We start from the raw sequence: 19,452 nt of genomic DNA on the forward strand, positions 1-19,452 counted from the left end.
GACGCGGTCAGGTATCGCTTCCGCCTGCGTTAGAGCGTTTTCGAGCGAAGTCGAAACCGGTTCGCGCGCAATTGCCAAGGATGGTTACGGCGCGAATCTGGTTTGATGCGCAGCTGACGGCAGCGGCGACCATGGAAGCGCGGCGGCCTGCGTCGAACAGGGCCATGGGCGGCCTTGCAGATTGCGTGATCATGGTTTCGTGCCACTGATTTGCCCGACGTGTCAAATTCTTCTCGCGGACTCGTCAAAACATCAACGCCGGCAACCACTTGCTTTCTGTGCATGGGGTTGTTTTCGATATTTTTTGTTGGGGAGCCGCATCGTACAACCCAAACCGTCAGAGGCTTCGGGTGTGTTTTGGCGGCTGCCAACGTCGTGTATTCGACAAACGGCCAATGACCGCAATTTGCCGATGGCGCGCAAAACTGATCCAGAGGCAGGTTGTGCTGAGTTGACGATCGGCTTCATCGGCAATTCGCAAGCATGGAAGTCCCGGTCAAAGCGGCGGCGGGCGGTTCTCGCTCCGGCGCAGAGTGAGTTCGGACAGGAACAGCAAGGCAGAGCGGCTGGGAAGGAAGAAATAGCCTCCTCCGTGAACCGTAACGAAATTGTCGCCGCCCGGCAGCGCAAGCGCTCCGGCGGAAGTCGGGATCGTGAACCGCGTGGATGAATCGGTGGGCTTCACCGACACGATTGGATCGGGCTCGCTGGTAAGTCCGGCGAAACCGGGAGCGCCCAGCCACGACTGCTGGATGAATTCGAACTGGCGCTCGAGGTCCGCGCACAGGCCGATAAACAGAAGCCCCTTTTCGTTGCCGCGCTGATAGGATCTGCCACGCCGCAGAATCCGATGCCGGTTGGTGATGGTCAGCTCCGAGTCATCACCTGGCGCCAGACTGCCGCGGGGATTGACCCGCCGGATATGTGCGCCGAAGGGACAAAAAAGACCCTGGGGATCGTCAACCCCGTAATCGATGTCGTTGTTCGGCTCGTCATGGTCGGCTTTGCAGACCCTCGAGCCTTCCGCTTCTTCTGTTTTGGCGACAGGGCGGTCGATCAGCGGCGTACCGTCATGCCAGCGTCCCATCATTTTGGCTTGCACCCATTTTCTCGTGATGGCGCCGCCGACCAAACCCTGCAATCCCGTCACCTCGACTCGCAGATGTTCGGCACAGCGCTCACTGTATTCATCGAAGGCATCGACATGCTGTTCGAATTGTCGGATGGCGAGGAAGCTGCCGTTTCTTCCGAAATCGCGCACCTGGGGGCGAAGGTCCTGAAACGCCGAGAAGCGGGATTTCGCCGAAACCGGAACCGAGCCGAGCCGATTCTTGGTATCGGATTCCCGGGGCACCACCGGAGTTGGTGGATAGTACCCCTGGTTGCTCTTGTAACCCAGCAGGATTTCGCCTGGCTCCACGATGTCGCGAAGCTGGACACCCCGGGCAAAGCGCTGCGTGCCGCGCATCACCGGCTGCGAAATGCCATCGCGGAAACCGAAGTGCTCGTAGTCGATGCCGTCGGGGGCGGGCTGCGTGTCGAGTTCGCAAACCGAACAATCCGCCTTCTGCAACGTTGCGTAATGCTTCTCGAGCAGTGCGTCGCATTGATCCTTGGTTTCTCCGTAGAGCAGCAGCACGGCGTGGATCGCCTTCCTCTCGTCTGCGTCCGACCATCTCCACTCCGATGGGGCGGATTTGCCGCAATCGCCGAGAGCTTGCTGTCGGGACGACATTCCGAGATTGAAGACGGTGGGAAACGTTGCAACCGAGTTTCCCTGGTCTGCTTTGGGAAGACCAAGATGGGACAAGCCCGCCGCAGTGAAGGCGACACAGCTGGCTGACTGCTCCTCATCGCCGGATAGCGGCCGGTCGCCGAAAGTGATTGCAAGAGGATTGGGCACAAAACTGTCTGTGGGAGGATCATACACAGATCTGGACACCAACGAATCCAACCAATCTGCACACGCTTCAAGGTCGTCGGGAAGGTGGATACCCACGAACTTCATGAATGGAAGACGCTTGAAGCCGCGGAACACGATCGCTTGCGCCTCCTCGGTTTCGAGTTGCGCATCGGTCTTTGGCATCGAGCCGAAATAGCTCAGCCATGCGCGCGCCTGCGAGTCGGTCGATGCCCGTGCCAGCTCCCAGCAGGTGACCGCGTTGTTGCGCATCTGCTCTGCGGTAAGGCGCGGAAACCGGTTGAACCAGAACTGGGTCGGCTGCTGCTGGCGGCGCACCCAACGCTTGAAGCGATCGCCGTCTTCCGCGCCGCCCTGGACCAGCCATTGAGTTCGGGGAAAGCCGATGGCGTTGCTCCAGGCGGCGCTCTGCCCGTAATGGGCCTTGGTGACGAAATCTTCGAGGTAGCTTTCCCAACTTCCATCATAGTTGGAAAGAAAGACGAGGCGGTCCGAACCAGGTGGACGGAACCAGCGCGCGAAATGAATCGTCCCCATGTTGAGGATGAAGCCCGGACGGAAGCCCCGGGTGACGAGGAGTTCGATTCCCCATAGCGCGATACCGAGTGTGAATTTCCGGAAAGCGCCTGGCTTGAGCTGCGAAACCGAAAGGAAATGGTTCTGGGCGAAGCCGGAGCTGTTTTCGCGCTTCGTAATCTCGCGAACCTTGGCCAGGTCAGGTTCGAAATCCTCCGGTCGGTCGCGTTTGTCAGCCAGATAGAGGCGTCCGGCGAACCCGGCGACGACGACACCAACCAGCGAAACAGTGCCGATGCATCCGGCCACCAGTGCGATGAGGCACCGTCCGACGGTCGTTACGAGATGGCCCCATGCGAAGGAAAGAGAAAAACCGAACCAATAGAAGCACAGGACGCTTACGATCAACGCAGTCAGGGCCAGCCATCCGTAGATCGGATAAAGCGTCGGCGATGAGAGGATGGCGGAGATGCGACTGGCCGGTTCCTGCCAGGCGATTGTCTCTGGTTCCTGGCGGCTCGGGATCATCAGATCCTTGCGGAACTTGGCACCGCGATCCATGAGGTCCTGCATTGCAGGGCCGCCAGCCTTGTACTCGCCACGGATGAGGCGGCGAACGAATTGCAGGACGACGGCGGCACGGCTGCCGGAGTCGGCGTGACTTGAGACGAAGACGTCGATGGCTTCGCGGCAGAAGTTTACCAGGTCGGCCTGCCGTTCGATACTGGCGGCGGATTGTCCCGGCAGCCCGTAGAAGCACAGTCCGGTCGTTCCCCATGGCCGTGCCTGAAGCTCACGCGCACTGTCTCGCAAGAGCGCGCCAAGCGATTGCCCTTGGCGTCCCAGGTCCAGAGTTTTGTTGCCCGCCGCCGCTGCCGTAAACAACGGCAGCAACGCCGCGCTTGCGTGTTGATGGACCGCCTCGATGAGGGAATCGGCGTCTCCGTCGCCATTCAATTCCAGCAGCAGGTGCGGGTCGGGTGCGTCCGCCTCTCCGAGATCAACGGCGTTGAGTGAAGCGAAATGGATTACGCCCGTCTTCATCAGCAGGGCTTTGAGGTCAGGATCGGTCGCCGTGCCGGGATTGCCGAGCGCGGTGATCTTCTCGCGCCAATCTTTCAGGTCGGCATCCACCCCGAGCGGTGCCAGAACCGTGACCATGCCCTGGGTCCGACGTCCGGAGACTGGATTGAACTCCATGTCGAGCCGGCGGGGAAACACGCCGACCCTGAAGATGCTTGCTCTGAAGATGCTTCCCTCTTTGCGGCGACTGACGCGAACCTGCTCCCTCGCGAACAGGGCCGCGAAGATCTCGGTGATCTGCGCCATCGCCAGCGCCTGTCCGAGACAGGCGTGCACGCCCGATCCGAACACGAGTTCATAGTTGGGAGGACCGCGGTCGCGCATAGCCGAGGCTGTCGCAACCATCAGGACCGAGCCTTTGGGGACGACGCGCGCGCCCCATCCCACCCCGGCGGTATCTTGCCGGCAAGCGTGGCGCCATTGCCCCGGATTGAGCGCCGGATTCAGCCGCGCCGCCTCGAACAGCAGAGACTCGAGTCGTTTGCGCGCCGCCTCATCCTCCCGTGCTCCCTTCGCAGCCTCGATCGCCTTGCCAAGTCCGTCGCCTGTACGCAGCAGCTCCTCGACGATGTTGCCGGCTGCCAGGGTCGTCGTCGGGATGAATCCCGTGATCATGCCCACCATGATCGCGCGAATTTCTTCGTCTGAAGTTCCGGTGGCGACCAGCCTTTCAAGTATCGTGGTGTCGAGGCCTTCTGGCTTCGCAACTGGTTGCTTCGCCCTGAGGCGGGCCCGGGCAGCATCGATCACGGAGCGCACGCGCGCCGCTCCGGCCACACCAAGCCTGCGGGTCTCGGGTTTGCCGAACGGATCGGCGAACAGCAACGCCGAGATCGCCATCGCCCATTCGGCGAAAGCGTCGGGATCGTCGACACTGAGCCCGAAATATTCGACGCAGGTCTCGGACGCGACCCGCGTAATGAGATCCTTCATGACGTCGATGCGCCCTTCCGACGCATCGAGCAGCGTATCGGCGATTTCCCGCGATCGCTGGATCAGCCATTCCGCGTCGCCGGGGCGGATGAGGCCGCGAATGAGTTCGTGCTGCTTCTTCTGCTCGTCGCCTTCGAGGCCGAGGACGAATATTGATTTGCCTCCGCCAAGCTCCTCCATCTCCGGACCGTACGGCACGATGAAGCTAAGCGGCTTGCAAAGAACGTCGCGTACATCCTTGTCGCGGGTAACAATGACCAGCCGCCCGAATTTCGGAGTCGGCCAGCATACGCGAAAGAACGCGAAGGCGACCCGTGCGACCCGCAACCAAACGCGTCTTGCAAGCGGCGACCAAAATCGATCAGGTCCGAGATCGTTGAAATCGAACGCCCCTTCCGCGGACGTATCGTCGTCCTTGTGCCTGGCCTTGGCTGCGGTGATCTTGTCGAAATATTTGAGCGTCCAGGCCGCTTTGATCTTTTTGAAGTATCTGAGCGGCCACCCGGCCAAGTTCCCCCCTCGCGCCTTCGCGTCTCGCATAATTTCCCCTCGTTCTAAAATCGTTCCCCAGCGCAATCAGTGATGTGAAAAACCGTCTGCAGTTGCCGTACCGGAATGGTCCGCCGCAGCCGCAGAAATCGACTCGGCGAACCGGCGGTTCAGCGAGCCGTCTTCAAATGGTATCCAGTCAATATAGCTGGTGACGAAGCCCGGCTTGATGGCTCTGAGCTCTTCAAAGGCCACGGCCGCCTGCCGCCTGTCGCCAAGCTGCAAAAGGGCATCGATCTTGATCATGTGCGCGTACCAGTATTGCTCCCGGCGCACGATGGCCAGATCCGCGTAGGCGATGGCCTCCCGGTACTCGCCAAGCAGGCTGCACATCATCGCCAGTTCGCCAAGGACGAAGAAGAGATGCACGTCGAACGGGCTGAGCCGTCTGGCCAGCTGAAGCGGCTTGGCTGCCTGCTCGGGCCTGCCTGACAGATTCAGGGTGCACCCGATCTGCGCATGCGCAATGGCCAGGCTTGGCGTCAAGTCTACCGCCTGGAACAGAAGGTCGAGCGCGGGCTGCGTGTGCCGCAACCAGGTCTCCGCCGTGCCCGCAAGCCAGTAGGCCCGGCCATCGGATGGATCGGCGCGCATCGATTGCTGCGCCAGGCGTCGCATTTCGTGCACCCGCTGTGCCGGCTGCCGTCCGGTCCAGATCGCCCAGGCCAGTCCGTGGGTGACGTTGATCAAGGCTTCAGGGGAGTGCGGATCGAGCGCGAGGGCCCTGGCGAACAGCTCTTGGGCCCGATCCGAATCGGCATGCTGCAGGCGGTTCAGGTGCCAGCGACCCCGCCAAAGAAGATCGGTGACATTCGCGTCCGATGCGCGCTTTTCCCGCGCGCTCGACTGTTCTCCATGGTCGATCTTGGCGCCCAGATGGGCGACCAGCTCTCGCAGGCATTCGTCGAGAGCGGTCCCGATCACCGATCGCGGGATCTCCAGTCGCTTGGACCATGCCGCCTGGAGGCGTACCGCTTCGTAAAGGGTTACATCGATCAGCGTCAGCTCTCCGGCCGTCCGGACGGTTCCGTCGACGAGATACTTGGCACCCAGCCCGCGGGCCTCCTGACTGGAGATCGTCGAGCCTCGCGGACCGCCGGAGTTGCCGGCGACAACCGCCAGCCATCGCAGGCGCGACAGCCGGTTGATCAATTCCTGCTTGAAGCCTTCGGCAAAATAGGCCTCGTCGGGGTTGCCTGTCAGATTTGCAAAATGCAGGACCGCCAGCGAGGGGCCATCGCTCGAGCCCACCGGCCACATGAACCCGGGTTCGGCGGCCGGGACGGCACCGGAAGCCGGAACGGCACCGGAGATCGGGGGCGGCGCTGTTTCGGTCAGGGCGTGATTCACCGCGGATCTGGCCAGGCGACTGCGCTGGTCACGCAGCCACTCTTCAAAGGCTTCCTCGCCGGGAATGTCGAAGCCCTCGAGAAATTCGCCGGGCTGGCCGGAGTCGCTCGTGCGCATGTCTTGGTCCGGCTCGAGGATATCGACGCTGACGATGTCGAGGTCGAGCCGCACCCGGTCCCGCTCGCAGATGAGCGGCGTCCAGGACGGGCGGTTGAGCCGCTTGCGCAGATCCGACAATTCGCGCCGCAGGCTGCCATTGGCCTCTTTCGCCTCGCGGCTGCCCCACAATTGGGTCTGCAGCCAGCCCCGGGCCCGCTCGCCATCCTTGGAAAGCGCAAGCAGCGCAAGCAGCGCCGCGCCTTTACGGCTCGGAATCGCGATCCTTCGTCCTTCCGGGTCCACGAGACTGAACGGACCAAGAAGGCGAAGTTTGAATTTCGACGTCCAAGTCAACATTCGCAGCCATCCCCCTCCCGATGATAGCTGACAAAACGCAACTTTCACGCTTTTTTTTCGATTTCTGAACGCTGGGGTCGCGGTTGGGGAACGGGCGCCGTGCCAGGTTTGGTGGTGCGAATGTTGCTGTCAAGTTGATCAATCTGGAGGGATCATGAAACACGATACTACTTTTGCGCAAATGATTTCGTATGTCGCTACTGCGGCGAAGGAAACAAAGCTAAAGGCACTCGGCGGTGTGACGGCGCAGTACATTTACAAAATCGACGACGGTGACTTTCATTTGAAAATTGCTGCAGATCTGACGCCAAAGAAGGCGATCGTTACTCAGACGGTAGTTTACGGCACGGACCCGCCGGAAGTCGTCACGATTGAACTTGACTACGAGAAGGATGCCAAAGTCTTTCCGATGAACATCGGATGCCCCGTTGATTGTTACATCTATACGTTCAAGGAATTTAACTGTCCCGGCGAACGTGAGCTGAAATTCTTCTTCTCGAAGACGCAGGTAGATTATGGGGAGGGCCCAGGTTACGTAATCGGGGTCACAGAACCCAACCTGGAAGCGCTGCAGTTCATCTACCCTTGCACCAAAACCTGAAGCTCGTACCGCACACGCTATGATGACATTTGGCAGGCGGATTTTCCGCCTGCCTTTTGTTTGAGTAGCTACGGCATTCCGCTGTAGACCGGCAGAAAGTGGCGGCCGGGCGTCGAAGCCTTCAAACAATTTGATCGTTCACCCGCGGGCGTCCACTTACGCTAGACAATGCGGCGTATTGTTTTGGATCAGACCAGACTACTTGGTCGCAGCGGCCGCGGTTTCGCCCGGTGGCACAATCCGGAGCATGACGGTCGAAACCTTTTCTCTCTGGGTTTGAAGGACCTGGAAGCTATCTCGGTCTGTCTTGCTTTTGCTCTATCTAATTGGAGGGCACCCTGACTACGAAGAGGCTGCCAGGTGGCAATCCTCATTGGTCGTCCTCCCCACTTTCCACTTGTTCTCCAGCCTGTTGGCTTCGCGAAGCTTCGCCTCCGCTCCACTCCAGACCATCACCGAATGACGTACCAGCTGGCGTGCGGGCCGTGCACTTGACGCGCGCCTTTGGCTTGATCCTTACGGTCGGACAGCGAGTTTTGGATAAAGCGCGTCGGCGTCGCGCGCGATTCCGTTTCGGCTCGGTTTGCACAGCGCGGGCTGGCGGGGCGCAGACCCAAACGAAGTTTTTACCAATCGTGCAAGCGCAGCTTCGCATCATCGACCAGAAAGAAGCGAGCATTGATCACGCGCCAGGCGGGGTGTCGCATTTCACCGCCCCCCTGATAGGCTAATTTGCTTTCCATCGGCATGAGTCCCTGTCTTACCCCGGCGTCCGGCACGCTTCCCGGGAGGGGGTCGAGATCATACTCTACGCCGAAAACATGATTCAAATTAATAAGGATGGTGACATATCCGTTGCTGTAAGCGATTTCGTAAGCGAAGACGTTATCAAAAAGCGCTCCTGGCGCGGGCACCGGATAAGGCTCAGTAGCTACGTATCTAGCCCCATCGAGGTTGTAGGTGACCTTGATTTGTTCGATGCCGAGCTGCGGCAGTGCGTGCTTTATACGATCGGTGCCGATGTACTGTTTTTGACCTGGCGGAACCCTGACTTCGAACTGTTGAGGAAAGACATTGCGCGATGTTGCACGCTGAAGCGTTTCGACGCGAAAATTCTTATCGCCAGTCGCGCTAAGCGCGCCTATGACGCTGGACCCGGTGTTCTTATTCTTCAAATAGACCGCGTTGATCGAAGGGTCGCGCTGAGTCGGCACCATTTCTATTTCCAGATCTGTCAACGCTGATGTTGTCGATTGCGAATGAGCCGAATACGAAACCGTTGTAGCGGCGATCAAAGTGAGAACCAAGACTGCAAACTTCATTGCAAACTCTCTCAAACAAGAATGGATGACCGAAATGAACTCGTGAATCTAGACTGGCCGGCCATTAGGTGCAACCTCTAGGAGTGCGACTACTTGTCTAGTCTCAACTTTGGAAATTCGGCGCGCGCAATTTTTGCGATCAGTTCTGCACGTTCCGTTCGAAGGCTCTCAACCTGTCGAAGGGCCGTTCAGATCAGGGAATGTAGCCGATTGCTCTTTAGTCCTAATGCGAAATTGCCGCCGAATCTACGATCATGCGGAGCAACCGTAGCCAGATCGAAGCTGGCGAAATAGCTTGCGAGCCGCTGAAGCGTCGGTTGGAGCAGCGAAGCGAGGCATTTCTGGTGCGGTGATCAACAGGCTATGAAATGAAAGCAGCTAAGCCATTGATCCGTGTGGTGGGCCCGGCAGGACTCGAACCTGCAACCAGACCGTTATGAGCGGCCGGCTCTAACCATTGAGCTACAGGCCCCGCCGCGAGCGACCGTTTTGAGGCGGCCGGCAACGGTGCGGGCATCGTTTACAGTGGTGATCGCAATCCCGCAATGCCGAGCTTAATCCTCCGAAACGCCAGCAGATCTCGCCAGTTTACACCGTTTCCCGGGTCCCATCAGCGACGAGCTTGCCAGATTTCATGAAAGTCAACGCTTGCCTACAACCTCCGCTACGCGTTGATTAGCCATCCTTCGCGGAGCACACCGGCTCCCCGGAGCAGCGCTTGAGGCCCAACATGAAACTCGCTCATATTGTCTGCGCCGGCGTTCTGCTGTTTGCTGGCGGCGCTGCGGCGCAAGATGGAGGCAAGGCCATACCCAAAACAACCGTCAGCCTTGGAACCGCGACGCCGGGCGGCGGCTTCCCGGTCTATGGCAATGCGTTCGCGGAAATCATGAATGCCGCCGATCCGGCCCTGTCGATCGAGCCGCGCAACACCAAGGGCAGCAACGAGAACATCCCGCTGCTCGAAACAGGCGGGCTCGATATCGCGCTGGTGGCGGGGGAGCCTTCCTACGAGGCCTTCATGGGCATCGGGCGGGCGCCGACCAAGCTGAAGATATTGACCGCGATGTATTCCAGCCCGGGCATGTTCGTGGTGCGCGCGGACAGCCCTTACAAGACGATTCGCGATCTCGTCGGCCAGCCGGTGGCGTTCGGCGCCAGGGGATCGGGCCTGCCGATCCTGTCGCGCTACATGCTCGACGGCATCGGGCTGAAGCAGGACGAGGATTTCAAGTCGATCTATCTCGACCGCGCTGGTGACGGCCCGGCCATGGTGCAGGACGGCCGCGCCGCGGCGCTGTGGGGCGCGGGCGTCGGCTGGCCCGGATTCAAGAGCATGGTTGAAAGCCCTGGCGGCGCGCGCTTTATTGCACCCGACGCCGGCGAGATCGCCAAAGTTCGCGCCAAGCACAGCTTTCTCAAGCCGCTGACGGTGCCCGCCAACAGCTATCCGAACCAGCCCGCGGCAATCGATTCGATCGGCTCGTGGAGTTTTGTCCTCGCGCGCGAAAGCCTGCCCGACGATGTCGCGTACCGGCTGGCGAAGACGTTGCACGGCGCGGAGGGTGCGTTGTGCAAGAAGTTGCCGCAGGCGTGCGAGACGACGGCAGCGAACACGGTCGCGGCCGCGCCCAACCCGCAGTTGATCCATCCGGGCGTGCTGAAATATTTCCGCGAGGTTGGGGTGGTGAAGTGACCCACACCTGAGCAGCGCGCCGCTCGGCGCGCGTCTCCAAGGTGACGAGTCATTCCGGGGCGCGAAGCGAACCCGGAATCTCGAGATTGCGGGTTCGCTTCGCGCCCCGGAATGACTGCTACGCAGTCACTTCTTCACCAGCGAGCATGCCTTATCCGGCGGGCCGAACGCTTCATCGCCGGGGATCTTGGCCAGAATCTTGTAGTAGTCCCACGGATACTTCGATTCTTCCGGCTTCTTGACCTCGACCAGCCAGAGGTCATGCACCATCAGATTGTCCTCGCGGAGCTTGCCGTTGCGGGAGAAGAAATCCTCGATCGGTTTTTCGCGCATCTTGGCCGCCACTTTCAGCGGCTCGTCGGTGCCGGTCTCCTTGATGGCGTTGAGATAGTACATCACCGATGAATAGACGCCGGCCTGCCACATCGTCGGCATCCGGTTCATCTTGGCGAAATAGCGCTTCGACCATTCGCGGGTCTTGTCGTCCATGTCCCAGTAGAACGACGTCGTCAAAAGCAGGCCCTGCGCCGCCGGCAACCCAAGCGAATGAATGTCGGTGATCAGCGCCAGCAAGGCCGCCATCTGCTGGCCGCCCTTGAGGACGCCGAACTCCGAGGCGGTCTTGATCTCGTTCATGTTGTTCGGCGGACCGGCGGCGATGCCGATGATCTTTGCCTTGGACGCCTGTGCCTGCAGCACAAAGGACGACAGATCGGAGGTCGCAAGCGGCGGCCGCACCGAGCCCAGCACCTTGCCGCCATTGGCCGTGACCACGGCGGAGGCGTCGCGTTCGAGCGCGTGGCCGAACGCGTAATCGTCGGTGATGAAGAACCAGCTGTCGCCGCCGCGCTTCACCACCGCCTGCGCGGTGCCGGCCGCGAGCGAGCGGGTGTCGATCACCCACTGCATCGCGTAAGGCGAGCAGAATTTGCCGTGAAAATCCGCGGCGAGGGTTGAATGCGTGATGAACAGCTTCTTCTTCTCGTTGGCCATGTTCTGCACCGCCAGCCCGACCGCCGATACCGGCACGTCGACGATCAGATCGACCTGGTCAACATCGTACCAGCGCCGCGCGATGCTGCCGCCGATATCCGGCTTCAGCTGATGGTCGCCGACGATCAGGCTGATCGGCTTGCCCAGCACCTTGCCGCCGAAATCGTCGATCGCCATTTGCGCGGCCGTGACCGAGCCCTGGCCGGTCGGCGTCGCCGCCGGGCCGTTCATGTCGGTGAGAACGCCGATCTTGACGAGATCATCGGAAACTTGTGCGAGCGCCGCCGACGACGCCAGCATCGCGGCCGCAAGCGCACCGAGGAATGATAGATGCATGGATAACTGCGTATTCCCTGGGAACATCCCGTTTCTCCCTTGTGGATCGGCACATTGGCCGTTGTGTCGGCAGGCGGTTGCTTCCGCCAATTGGTCCCATTTGCAACTAATTTGGGCCGGCGTCAACTTGGTCGAAAGAGGGGGCGGCCGCTGCCGGTATCGGGTTCTGTTTATTTCCGGCTCGATTCAGGGCATACGCGACCGATGATCTTGAACCAGCGCTTGCCGGCCTCGCTGACGCCGTTGGATGTGGCGCTCGCCGCCCTGTTGAAGGGTGTCGAGCCGGTAACGCCGTCGGAACTGCCGCTCGCCGATGCGCTGCGTTGCATCGCCGCGGACATGCCGCCATCAGGTGCGCTGCCGCCGCACGACATCGCCGCCAGTGATGGCTTTGCGTTATGTGCCCGCGATCTCGTCGGCGCGTCGTCCTATTCGCCATTGCCGCTGGCGAGGTTGCCGGTCTGGGTCGAAGCCGGTGACGCCATGCCGGATGGCTTCGATTGCGTGCTCGATGCCGATTCCGTCGAGCTATCGGACCCGATGCCGCAGGTGCTGGCGGAAGCGATTCCGGGGCAGGGCGTTCGCCGGGCCGGTGGTGACATCGCCGCGGGCAGCCGCGTGGTCGAGGCAGGGCGGCGCGTGCTGGCGCGTGACCTCATGATCGCGCGGGCGGCGGGAATCACACGATTGCGCGTGCGGCGGCCGCGCCTGCGCATCGTCAACATTCCCGGCGGTTCGGTGACGTCGGACCTGATCGCGGAAAGCGCGCGCACCGCCGGCGCCGATGTGGTGTCCGTTACTGCCTCGGGGCGCGACGCCGCGTCGATTGTCGCGGCGATCGATGCTGGCGCGTGCGACCTGTTGTTGCTGGTCGGCGGCAGTGGCGTCGGCCGCACTGATGCTGCGGTGACGGCGCTGGCCGGGTGCGGTGAGGTGCTCGTCCATGGCATTGCCGTGCAGCCCGGCCGCACCTCGGCAGTGGGCCGCATCGTCAACACCCCCGTGGTCGTGCTGCCGGGCGCCCCGGATCAGGCGTTCGCGGCGTGGTGGACGCTGGCACTGCCCGTGCTGGATCGGCTGTCGGGCCGCCGGCCGCGCAAGACGCTCACCCTGGCGCTGGCGCGGAAGATCGCCTCCGCCGTTGGCATTGCGGAAGTCGTGCTGCTGGAGCGACAAGAAGGCGCCTGGGTGACGCTGGCGGTCGGGGAACTGTCGCTCGATGCGATCGCCCGCGCGGAGGCCTGGTTAACCGTGCCCGGCGGCGCGGAAGGATTTGCTGCAGGCGCGGCGGTCGATGGCTATATGTTGCGGGAATGACAGGGATCTCCGCATGAATTCGACGCCCTCGCCAAACAACCGCGACGCCCTCGATCAGGACCAGTTCCTGACGATACTGTCGCGCGAGGACGCGCTGGTGCGGTTTGAAGCCGCGCTGTTCCCGCGCGCGGTACCAAGCGAGCCGCGCGCGCTCGCCAATGCACTCGGCTGCGCACTTGCCGAGGACGTGATCGCGCCGATCGACGTGCCGCCGTTCGACCGTTCCAATGTCGATGGTTTTGCGGTGCGCTCCGCCGATCTCGCGTCCGCCGGTGAAGCGTCGCCGGTGCGCGTGATCCTGAATGATGAAGTAATCGCCTGCGGCACCGCGCCGATGCGGCCGGTGCTGTCGGGAACCGCGACTTCGATTGCGACCGGAGGCCCGGTGCCGCGCGGCGCCGATGCCATCGTGATGGTCGAGCACACCCAGCCGGCGGGACCGCGCGCGATCGAAATCCGCCGCGCCGCCTCTCCCGGGCAATTCGTCTCCTACGCCGGCTCCGACATCGCGCGCGGCGAGGCGCTGCTGCGCGCCGGCACCCTTATCGGCTCGCGCGAGATCGGCATGCTGGCGGCCTGCGGCATCGCGCAGATCACGGTCGCGCGCCGGCCGCGCGTTGCCATCCTCTCGACCGGCGACGAACTTGTGCAGCCGGGTTCGCCGCTGCGCCCCGCCGCGATCTACGACACCAATGGCGCCATCGTCACCGCGGCCATCACGGAGAATGGCGGCGAGGCCGCGTTTCTCGGCGCCATTCCCGATGATGAAGCCCAACTCGAAGCCGCGATGCGCGACGCGCTTGAAACGAGCGACATGCTGGTGCTGTCGGGCGGCACTTCCAAAGGCGCCGGCGATGTGTCGCATCGCATCATCGCGCGACTGGGCAAGCCTGGCATCATCGCGCACGGCGTCGCGCTCAAACCGGGCAAGCCGCTGTGCCTCGCGGTCTGCTACGGCAAGCCGGTGGTGATCCTGCCGGGATTCCCGACCTCGGCGATGTTCACCTTCCACGACATGATCGTGCCGGTGCTGCGGCGCATGGCCGGCCTGCCGCCGCGTTCGGACGCCAAGGTCAGCGCCAAAATCCCGGTGCGGATTGCCTCCGAGCTTGGCCGCACCGAATTCGTGATGGTGTCGCTGATTGAGGGGGTTGACGGCCTGGTCGCCTATCCCACCGGCAAAGGTTCGGGCGCGATCACCTCGTTCGCGCAGGCCGACGGTTTCCTGCGCATCGACGCGCTGGCCGACCAGATGCCGGCAGGCACGGATACCGAAGTGACGCTGTTCACGCCACATGTGCGGGTGCCAGATTTGGTCATCGTCGGCAGCCACTGCACCGGGCTCGATCTGGTCACCGCGCCGCTGGTGCGCGCGGGGCTTTCGGTGCGGTCGATCGCGATCGGCAGCCTCGGCGGCTTGGCCGCGGCGAAGCGCGGCGAATGCGATTTCGCGCCGATCCATCTGTTCGACGACAAGACCGAGACTTACAACACGCCCTATCTCACCGCCGGACTGGAACTGGTGCCGGGCTGGCGGCGGATGCAGGGCATCGTGTTCCGCAAGGGCGATACGCGCTTCGAAGGCCTGAGCGCCGAGGCCGCGGTGCGCGCGGCACTCGCCGATCCCGCCTGCATCATGGTCAACCGCAACCAGGGCGCCGGCACGCGGATCCTGATCGACCGGCTGCTCGCAGGCGCGAGGCCCGACGGTTACTGGAATCAACCGCGCTCGCACAACGCGGTCGCGGCCGCCGTGGCGCAGCACCGCGCCGATTGGGGCATGACCATCGCGCCGGTGGCCCATGCCTCCGACCTCGGTTTCATTCCCTTTGCCGAAGAGCATTATGATTTCGCGCTGGTGACTGCGCGCAAACAGCGGGCGGCGGTGCAGGCCTTTCTCGAGGCGCTGGCGTCGCAAGAGGGCCGCGCGGCGTTGGAACGAGCCGGATTTCGCCCGGCCTGACATGCTCAGCGGAAAGACCGATGCCGACTGGGTCTGTGGCTACGACGCCTGGACCGTGCCGCTGGCGGCGTGATTTCGGCGCTGCTTGGCTTCGTCGAGCGCCCGCTGCGCCGCAGGGGAGATGATCTTCGGTTCCGGCGGTACTTCGACCGTGCTCGAGTTGCCGGTCATCCATCGCCAAAGCTGGCGAATATCCGAGACAAACACCACGATTTCCAGGACGACATATATCGCCCGGAGGATGAAGACAAAAGTACCCCAAAGAAGCTCAATCATGACCGCGTCTCAACGCCATGCGGGCAGGCCCCTGGCGTTCAGTGGTCGTTGTGGGTGGCGACCCGGTTCAAGGCTCCCTCCGTCATTCCGGGGCGCGCGGAGCGCGAGCCCGGAATCCATACTCCCGATCGTGGTTATGGATTCCGGGCCTGCGCCAAGGGGCGCATCCCGGAAATGACGAACTGAGAGAGTTTACCCGCCATCCAGCGCGGCCAGACGGTCCGCCTCGGCAATATCATCCATGGTGTTGGCATTGAAGAACGGGTCGATCGGCCCGACCGGCCAGGTCACGGTGGCGAGGCGGTAGCGCGCGGTCAAGCGGTCGATCTTCCTGACGTCCTCGACGACCAGCGCGTGGCGGAGTTGTTCGCGCAACGCCACGCTCCACAGCCCGATCACCGGATGCGACTGGCCGCCGGAGGCCGCGACCGCAAGCTCCGCATTCTCGTCGCGCAATGCCGCAACGAGACGCGCCACGAGATCGCGCGGCAGGAACGGGCAGTCCGCCGCGGCGCTCAGCACCCATCTGACCTCCGGACGGTTGGCCGCGGCCCACTCCAGCGCCGCCAGGATGCCGGCCAGCGGTCCGGGAAAATCGGCGACCCCGTCGGCGATGACAGGCAGCCCGAATGCCGCGAACCGCGCGGGATCGCCGTTGGCATTGAGAATGAGCCCGTCGCATTGCGGCTGCAACCGGGCGATCACACGGTCAAGGATGGTGCGGCCAGCGATGGTGCGCATCGGCTTGTCGCCGCCGCCCATCCGCCGCGCCAGACCGCCGGCGAGCAGCACGCCGGGTATAGCCAGCGCGGCTCTTGCCGTCGCCTCACTCGTCACGGTCTTCGCCCTTGCGCTTGTGCCGCGCCGATTCCTCTTCGACAAAGGCGAGATTCTGGTCGAACACGATGCGCTCCTGGCCTGACAGCGCGATGAACCGCTTGCCCCGCGTGCGCCCGACCAGCGTCAGCCCGACCTGCCGCGCCAGCTCGACGCCCCACGCCGTAAAACCCGAGCGCGACACCAGAATGGGAATCCCCATCCGCACCGTCTTGATCACCATCTCGGACGTCAGCCGCCCCGTGGTGTAGAGAATCTTGTCGGCGGGATCGACGCCGTGGCGATAGATCCAGCCGGCGATCTTGTCCACCGCGTTGTGGCGGCCGACGTCCTCGGTGTAGCAGACCGGCGTGCCTTGCTGGCACAGCACGCAGCCATGGATGGCGCCGGCCTCGAGATAGAGCGATGGCATGGTGTTGATCGCGTGCGTCATCTCGTAGAGCCACGAGGTGCGCAACTCCGCCTTCGGCAGTGCGACGCTTTCGACCGCCTCCAAGAGGTCGCCGAACGCGGTGCCCTGCGCGCAGCCCGAGGTCTGCGTGCGCTTCTTTAGTTTCGCCTCGAAATTGGTGTGGTGCTCGGTGCGCACCACCACCACCTGCAGGTCGTCGTCATATTCGACCTCGGTGACGACGTCGTCGTATTTCAGCATGTTCTGGTTCAGGAGATAGCCGAGCGCGAGATATTCCGGATAGTCGCCGATCGTCATCATGGTGACGATCTCCTGCGCGTTCAGATACAGCGTCAGCGGCCGTTCCACCGGCACCCTGATTTCCACCGTGGCGCCGGTCTGGTCGGTCCCGCTGACGCGCTCGGTCAGCCTGGGATCGTCAGGGTTGGGCACGATCAGGGGGACGGGGGCTTTGTCGATCTTCATCATTTCCGCAGGTTAGCATGACTTTATCCGCTACCCGATATAAAGCACCTCAGGAGAATGCCTAGCCCGGTTCGGGCTCAGGCTGCGGAGAGCATGATGAAAGTGATTGGCCTCGCGGGATGGAGCGGCGCCGGCAAGACCACCTTGCTGACGCGGGTCATCCCGCATTTGCTGAAAGAGGGCTTGCGGGTTTCCGTGATCAAGCACGCCCATCACGCCTTCGACGTCGATATTCCCGGCAAGGATTCCTGGCGGCATCGCGAGGCCGGCGCCACCGAGGTGCTGGTATCTTCCGCGCGGCGATGGGCCCTGATGCATGAATTGCGCGGCGCCGAAGAGCCGCATCTGCCGGAACTGCTGGCCAGGATGTCGCAGGTCGATCTCGTCGTCATCGAGGGTTTTAAGCGCGAGCCGCACCGCAAGATCGAGGTTTATCGCGCCGCCAATGGCAAGCCTTTTTTGTTCCCCGATGATCCCGGCGTGGCCGGTATCGCCACCGACACCGCGGTTGAAACCAGACTGCCCACGGCCCATCTCGATGACATCGAGGCGATTGCCGCCATGATGCTTCGCTCGGCGACATCGGTCGAAGAGGTGCTGGCAAACAGCGAAGCGGAGAGCTGAGCAGCGATGGCGCAATTGTCCGACGATTGCTTTGCCTTCGGCGGTCCGATGATGTCGGTCGATGAGGCCGTCGGCATCATCGCCGCGCGCGTCACCGCCGTGCGCGAGGTCGAGACCGTCGCCCTCGCCAATGCCGATGGCCGCGTTCTTGCCGCAGATGTTTCGGCGCCGCTGCCGCTGCCGCCGTTCACCAACTCCGCGGTCGACGGCTATGCGGTGTCGAGCCGCGATCTGCCCAAAGACAAGGAGCGGGCATTTGCCGTCGCAGGCCGCGTTCAGGCTGGCGCTTCCGCGAACGCGCCGATCGGGCCGGGCGAGGCGGTTCGCATCTTCACGGGTGCGCCGATGCCCGACGGCGCCGATACCGTGTTCATGCAGGAAGATGTCCGCCTCGACGGCGGCAAGGTGGTGCTTCCGGCGGGGCTAAAGCCCGGCGCCAATGTGCGCCCCGCGGGGGAGGATATCCCTTTGGGTTATGCGGCGCTAAAGGCCGGCCAGCGACTGCGGCCGCAGGATGTCGCGCTGGCGGCCGCGTTCGGCCTGACGAAAATCAGCGTCGTCAGGCGCATCCGCGTTGCCGTGTTCTCAACCGGTAATGAACTGGTCTCGCCGGGAGAGCCGCGCGGAGCGGCGCAATTGTTCGATAGCAACCGTTTCATGCTGATGGCGATGCTGGTCAGGCTCGGCTGCGAGGTCAGCGATCTCGGTATTCTCAGGGACGAACGCGCCTCGCTCGCGATCGCAATACAGAAAGCGGCCGGCGCCCATGATCTGATCCTCACCACCGGCGGCGTGTCGACCGGCGAAGAAGACCACGTCAAGGCCAGCGTCGAAAGCGTCGGCTCGCTCGTGCTGTGGCGGATGGCGATCAAGCCGGGGCGCCCCGTCGCGATAGGAATCATCGGCGGCACGGCGTTCATCGGCCTGCCGGGCAATCCAGTGGCGAGTTTTGTCACCTTCGTCCACGTGGTCCGGCCGACGATTCTCGCGTTGTCGGGCGCCACGCAACAACCGCTTGTACCGATGCCGGTTCGCGCCGCCTTCGCCTACAAGAAGAAAATCGCCCGCCGCGAATATGTCCGCGTCACCCTGCGCAAGGCCGCGGATGGCGCGCTCGAGGCGTTCAAGTTTCCGCGCGAGGGTGCGGGGCTGTTGTCATCACTGGTCGATACCGACGGGCTGGTTGAACTCGGCGAAGAGATCACGCGTGTCGAGCCCGGCCAGACGGTCGGCTTCCTGTCCTATGCAAGCTTGATCTGATGGCTCATTGACGATGCGCATCCGCTTCGCCATGTTCCCGGGATGACCACGACAAAGCTCGATCTCACCGGCCTGAAATGCCCATTGCCGGCGTTGAAGACGCGCAAGGCCTTGAAGTCGGTCAAGCCCGGCGGACGGCTTGAGGTTCACTGTACCGATCCGCTGTCGGTGATCGATATCCCGAATCTGATCCGCGAAACCGGTGACAAGGTCGAGATCACGGAGCGCGCGGAGACCCGCATTGTGTTCCTGATCGAAAAAGCGAACGGCGGAAACTGAGACGGGGTTCATTTTGAATCCGCATCGACCGATCGCAAAGACAGATCGATATGCATTCGCAATCGCAACATGAGACGGCTTTATTGATCTTTGGATCAATTCCAGTTCTCATTCGCGGATCGAAAAGATTGCTCCGACGCGAAGGCTCGCCCGGGCGGCGAGCGGCATGACCGCGCCGGGTGTGTCAGCTTAAATGCTTATCAAAACGCGACAATTCTCTTGGCATCTGGCATGCCACGAATTATGATCGCGAAAACCTACAG

The 19,452-nt window shown here is 62.5% G+C and carries 14 protein-coding genes, 1 tRNA gene and 1 pseudogene; 7 read left to right on the forward strand and 9 right to left on the reverse strand.

Annotation, left to right across the window (positions count from 1 at the left end):
- Positions 1 to 496 precede the first annotated feature (496 nt).
- Together ACSQ84_RS30840 and ACSQ84_RS30845 are read right to left on the reverse strand one after the other, a co-directional pair.
- Positions 497 to 4,963: a cytochrome P450 gene (locus ACSQ84_RS30840; RefSeq protein ID WP_436215504.1), complete on the reverse strand. Its 4,467-nt coding sequence runs from the start codon at positions 4,961 to 4,963 to the stop codon at positions 497 to 499.
- A gap of 66 nt (positions 4,964 to 5,029) precedes the next feature.
- Positions 5,030 to 6,808: a hypothetical protein gene (locus ACSQ84_RS30845; protein WP_436215505.1), complete on the reverse strand. Its 1,779-nt coding sequence runs from the start codon at positions 6,806 to 6,808 to the stop codon at positions 5,030 to 5,032.
- Positions 6,809 to 6,962: 154 nt separating this feature from the next.
- Between ACSQ84_RS30845 and ACSQ84_RS30850 the strand changes: the two genes are divergently transcribed.
- Positions 6,963 to 7,409, forward strand: a complete 447-nt coding sequence (locus ACSQ84_RS30850) for a hypothetical protein (protein WP_436215506.1) — start codon at positions 6,963 to 6,965, stop codon at positions 7,407 to 7,409.
- A gap of 198 nt (positions 7,410 to 7,607) precedes the next feature.
- Here the strand turns inward: ACSQ84_RS30850 and ACSQ84_RS30855 are convergent.
- The 3 genes and pseudogenes from ACSQ84_RS30855 to ACSQ84_RS30865 all read right to left on the reverse strand — a co-directional run.
- Positions 7,608 to 7,701 (reverse strand): annotated as a pseudogene (locus ACSQ84_RS30855) (cytochrome c); the annotation flags it as partial.
- Between the two features lie 334 nt (positions 7,702 to 8,035).
- Positions 8,036 to 8,731, reverse strand: coding sequence for a hypothetical protein (locus tag ACSQ84_RS30860; protein WP_436215507.1), 696 nt, complete (start codon positions 8,729 to 8,731; stop codon positions 8,036 to 8,038).
- Between the two features lie 396 nt (positions 8,732 to 9,127).
- Positions 9,128 to 9,203 (reverse strand) — tRNA-Ile (locus ACSQ84_RS30865).
- Positions 9,204 to 9,461: 258 nt separating this feature from the next.
- Here ACSQ84_RS30865 and ACSQ84_RS30870 point away from each other — a divergent pair.
- Positions 9,462 to 10,427, forward strand: a complete 966-nt coding sequence (locus ACSQ84_RS30870) for a TAXI family TRAP transporter solute-binding subunit (protein ID WP_436215508.1) — start codon at positions 9,462 to 9,464, stop codon at positions 10,425 to 10,427.
- A gap of 126 nt (positions 10,428 to 10,553) precedes the next feature.
- Here ACSQ84_RS30870 and ACSQ84_RS30875 read toward each other — a convergent pair whose 3' ends face one another.
- A complete protein-coding gene (locus ACSQ84_RS30875; RefSeq protein WP_436215509.1) occupies positions 10,554 to 11,756 on the reverse strand; it encodes an ABC transporter substrate-binding protein in 1,203 nt (400 codons plus the stop codon).
- 210 nt (positions 11,757 to 11,966) lie between these two features.
- Between ACSQ84_RS30875 and ACSQ84_RS30880 the strand changes: the two genes are divergently transcribed.
- Together ACSQ84_RS30880 and ACSQ84_RS30885 are read left to right on the forward strand one after the other, a co-directional pair.
- Positions 11,967 to 13,073, forward strand: coding sequence for a molybdopterin-binding protein (locus ACSQ84_RS30880; RefSeq protein ID WP_436215621.1), 1,107 nt, complete (start codon positions 11,967 to 11,969; stop codon positions 13,071 to 13,073).
- Between the two features lie 13 nt (positions 13,074 to 13,086).
- Complete coding sequence (locus ACSQ84_RS30885; RefSeq protein WP_436215510.1) at positions 13,087 to 15,036, forward strand: molybdopterin biosynthesis protein; 1,950 nt, start codon at positions 13,087 to 13,089, stop codon at positions 15,034 to 15,036.
- Between the two features lie 39 nt (positions 15,037 to 15,075).
- Here the strand turns inward: ACSQ84_RS30885 and ACSQ84_RS30890 are convergent, their stop codons facing one another.
- The 3 genes from ACSQ84_RS30890 to fdhD form a co-directional block, all read right to left on the reverse strand.
- On the reverse strand, positions 15,076 to 15,312 hold the full coding sequence (locus tag ACSQ84_RS30890) for a hypothetical protein (RefSeq protein WP_436215511.1): 237 nt from the start codon (positions 15,310 to 15,312) through the stop codon (positions 15,076 to 15,078).
- A gap of 192 nt (positions 15,313 to 15,504) precedes the next feature.
- Entirely contained in the window at positions 15,505 to 16,149 is a 645-nt protein-coding gene (gene mobA, locus ACSQ84_RS30895) for a molybdenum cofactor guanylyltransferase MobA (RefSeq protein WP_436215512.1), read from the reverse strand.
- Positions 16,139 to 17,029: a formate dehydrogenase accessory sulfurtransferase FdhD gene (fdhD, locus tag ACSQ84_RS30900; RefSeq protein ID WP_436215513.1), complete on the reverse strand. Its 891-nt coding sequence runs from the start codon at positions 17,027 to 17,029 to the stop codon at positions 16,139 to 16,141. Before fdhD ends, mobA begins: the two co-directional genes overlap by 11 nt.
- A gap of 93 nt (positions 17,030 to 17,122) precedes the next feature.
- On the opposite strand from fdhD, the gene mobB reads away from it, so the two are divergent.
- Genes mobB through ACSQ84_RS30915 form a run of 3 tightly spaced genes read left to right on the forward strand, consistent with a single transcriptional unit; the run spans position 17,123 to position 19,189 of the window.
- Entirely contained in the window at positions 17,123 to 17,650 is a 528-nt protein-coding gene (gene mobB / locus ACSQ84_RS30905) for a molybdopterin-guanine dinucleotide biosynthesis protein B (RefSeq protein WP_436215514.1), read from the forward strand.
- A 6-nt stretch (positions 17,651 to 17,656) separates the two neighbouring features.
- On the forward strand, positions 17,657 to 18,910 hold the full coding sequence (locus tag ACSQ84_RS30910; RefSeq protein ID WP_436215515.1) for a molybdopterin molybdotransferase MoeA: 1,254 nt from the start codon (positions 17,657 to 17,659) through the stop codon (positions 18,908 to 18,910).
- A gap of 42 nt (positions 18,911 to 18,952) precedes the next feature.
- Entirely contained in the window at positions 18,953 to 19,189 is a 237-nt protein-coding gene (locus tag ACSQ84_RS30915; RefSeq protein WP_436215516.1) for a sulfurtransferase TusA family protein, read from the forward strand.
- Positions 19,190 to 19,452: the final 263 nt, after the last annotated feature.

This window comes from Bradyrhizobium sp. LjRoot220 (assembly GCF_964252915.1).
In the GTDB taxonomy this organism is placed as follows: domain Bacteria; phylum Pseudomonadota; class Alphaproteobacteria; order Rhizobiales; family Xanthobacteraceae; genus Bradyrhizobium.

Coding starts and splice junctions, on each gene's coding strand:
- ACSQ84_RS30890 (WP_436215511.1), bottom strand. CDS start 15,312: ATGATTGAGCTTCTTTGGGGTACTTTTGTCTTCATCCTCCGGGCGATA.
- ACSQ84_RS30850 (WP_436215506.1), top strand. CDS start 6,963: ATGAAACACGATACTACTTTTGCGCAAATGATTTCGTATGTCGCTACT.
- ACSQ84_RS30860 (WP_436215507.1), bottom strand. CDS start 8,731: ATGAAGTTTGCAGTCTTGGTTCTCACTTTGATCGCCGCTACAACGGTT.
- ACSQ84_RS30870 (WP_436215508.1), top strand. CDS start 9,462: ATGAAACTCGCTCATATTGTCTGCGCCGGCGTTCTGCTGTTTGCTGGC.
- mobB (WP_436215514.1), top strand. CDS start 17,123: ATGAAAGTGATTGGCCTCGCGGGATGGAGCGGCGCCGGCAAGACCACC.
- ACSQ84_RS30875 (WP_436215509.1), bottom strand. CDS start 11,756: ATGCATCTATCATTCCTCGGTGCGCTTGCGGCCGCGATGCTGGCGTCG.
- ACSQ84_RS30885 (WP_436215510.1), top strand. CDS start 13,087: ATGAATTCGACGCCCTCGCCAAACAACCGCGACGCCCTCGATCAGGAC.
- ACSQ84_RS30910 (WP_436215515.1), top strand. CDS start 17,657: ATGGCGCAATTGTCCGACGATTGCTTTGCCTTCGGCGGTCCGATGATG.
- ACSQ84_RS30845 (WP_436215505.1), bottom strand. CDS start 6,808: ATGTTGACTTGGACGTCGAAATTCAAACTTCGCCTTCTTGGTCCGTTC.
- fdhD (WP_436215513.1), bottom strand. CDS start 17,029: ATGATGAAGATCGACAAAGCCCCCGTCCCCCTGATCGTGCCCAACCCT.
- ACSQ84_RS30915 (WP_436215516.1), top strand. CDS start 18,953: ATGACCACGACAAAGCTCGATCTCACCGGCCTGAAATGCCCATTGCCG.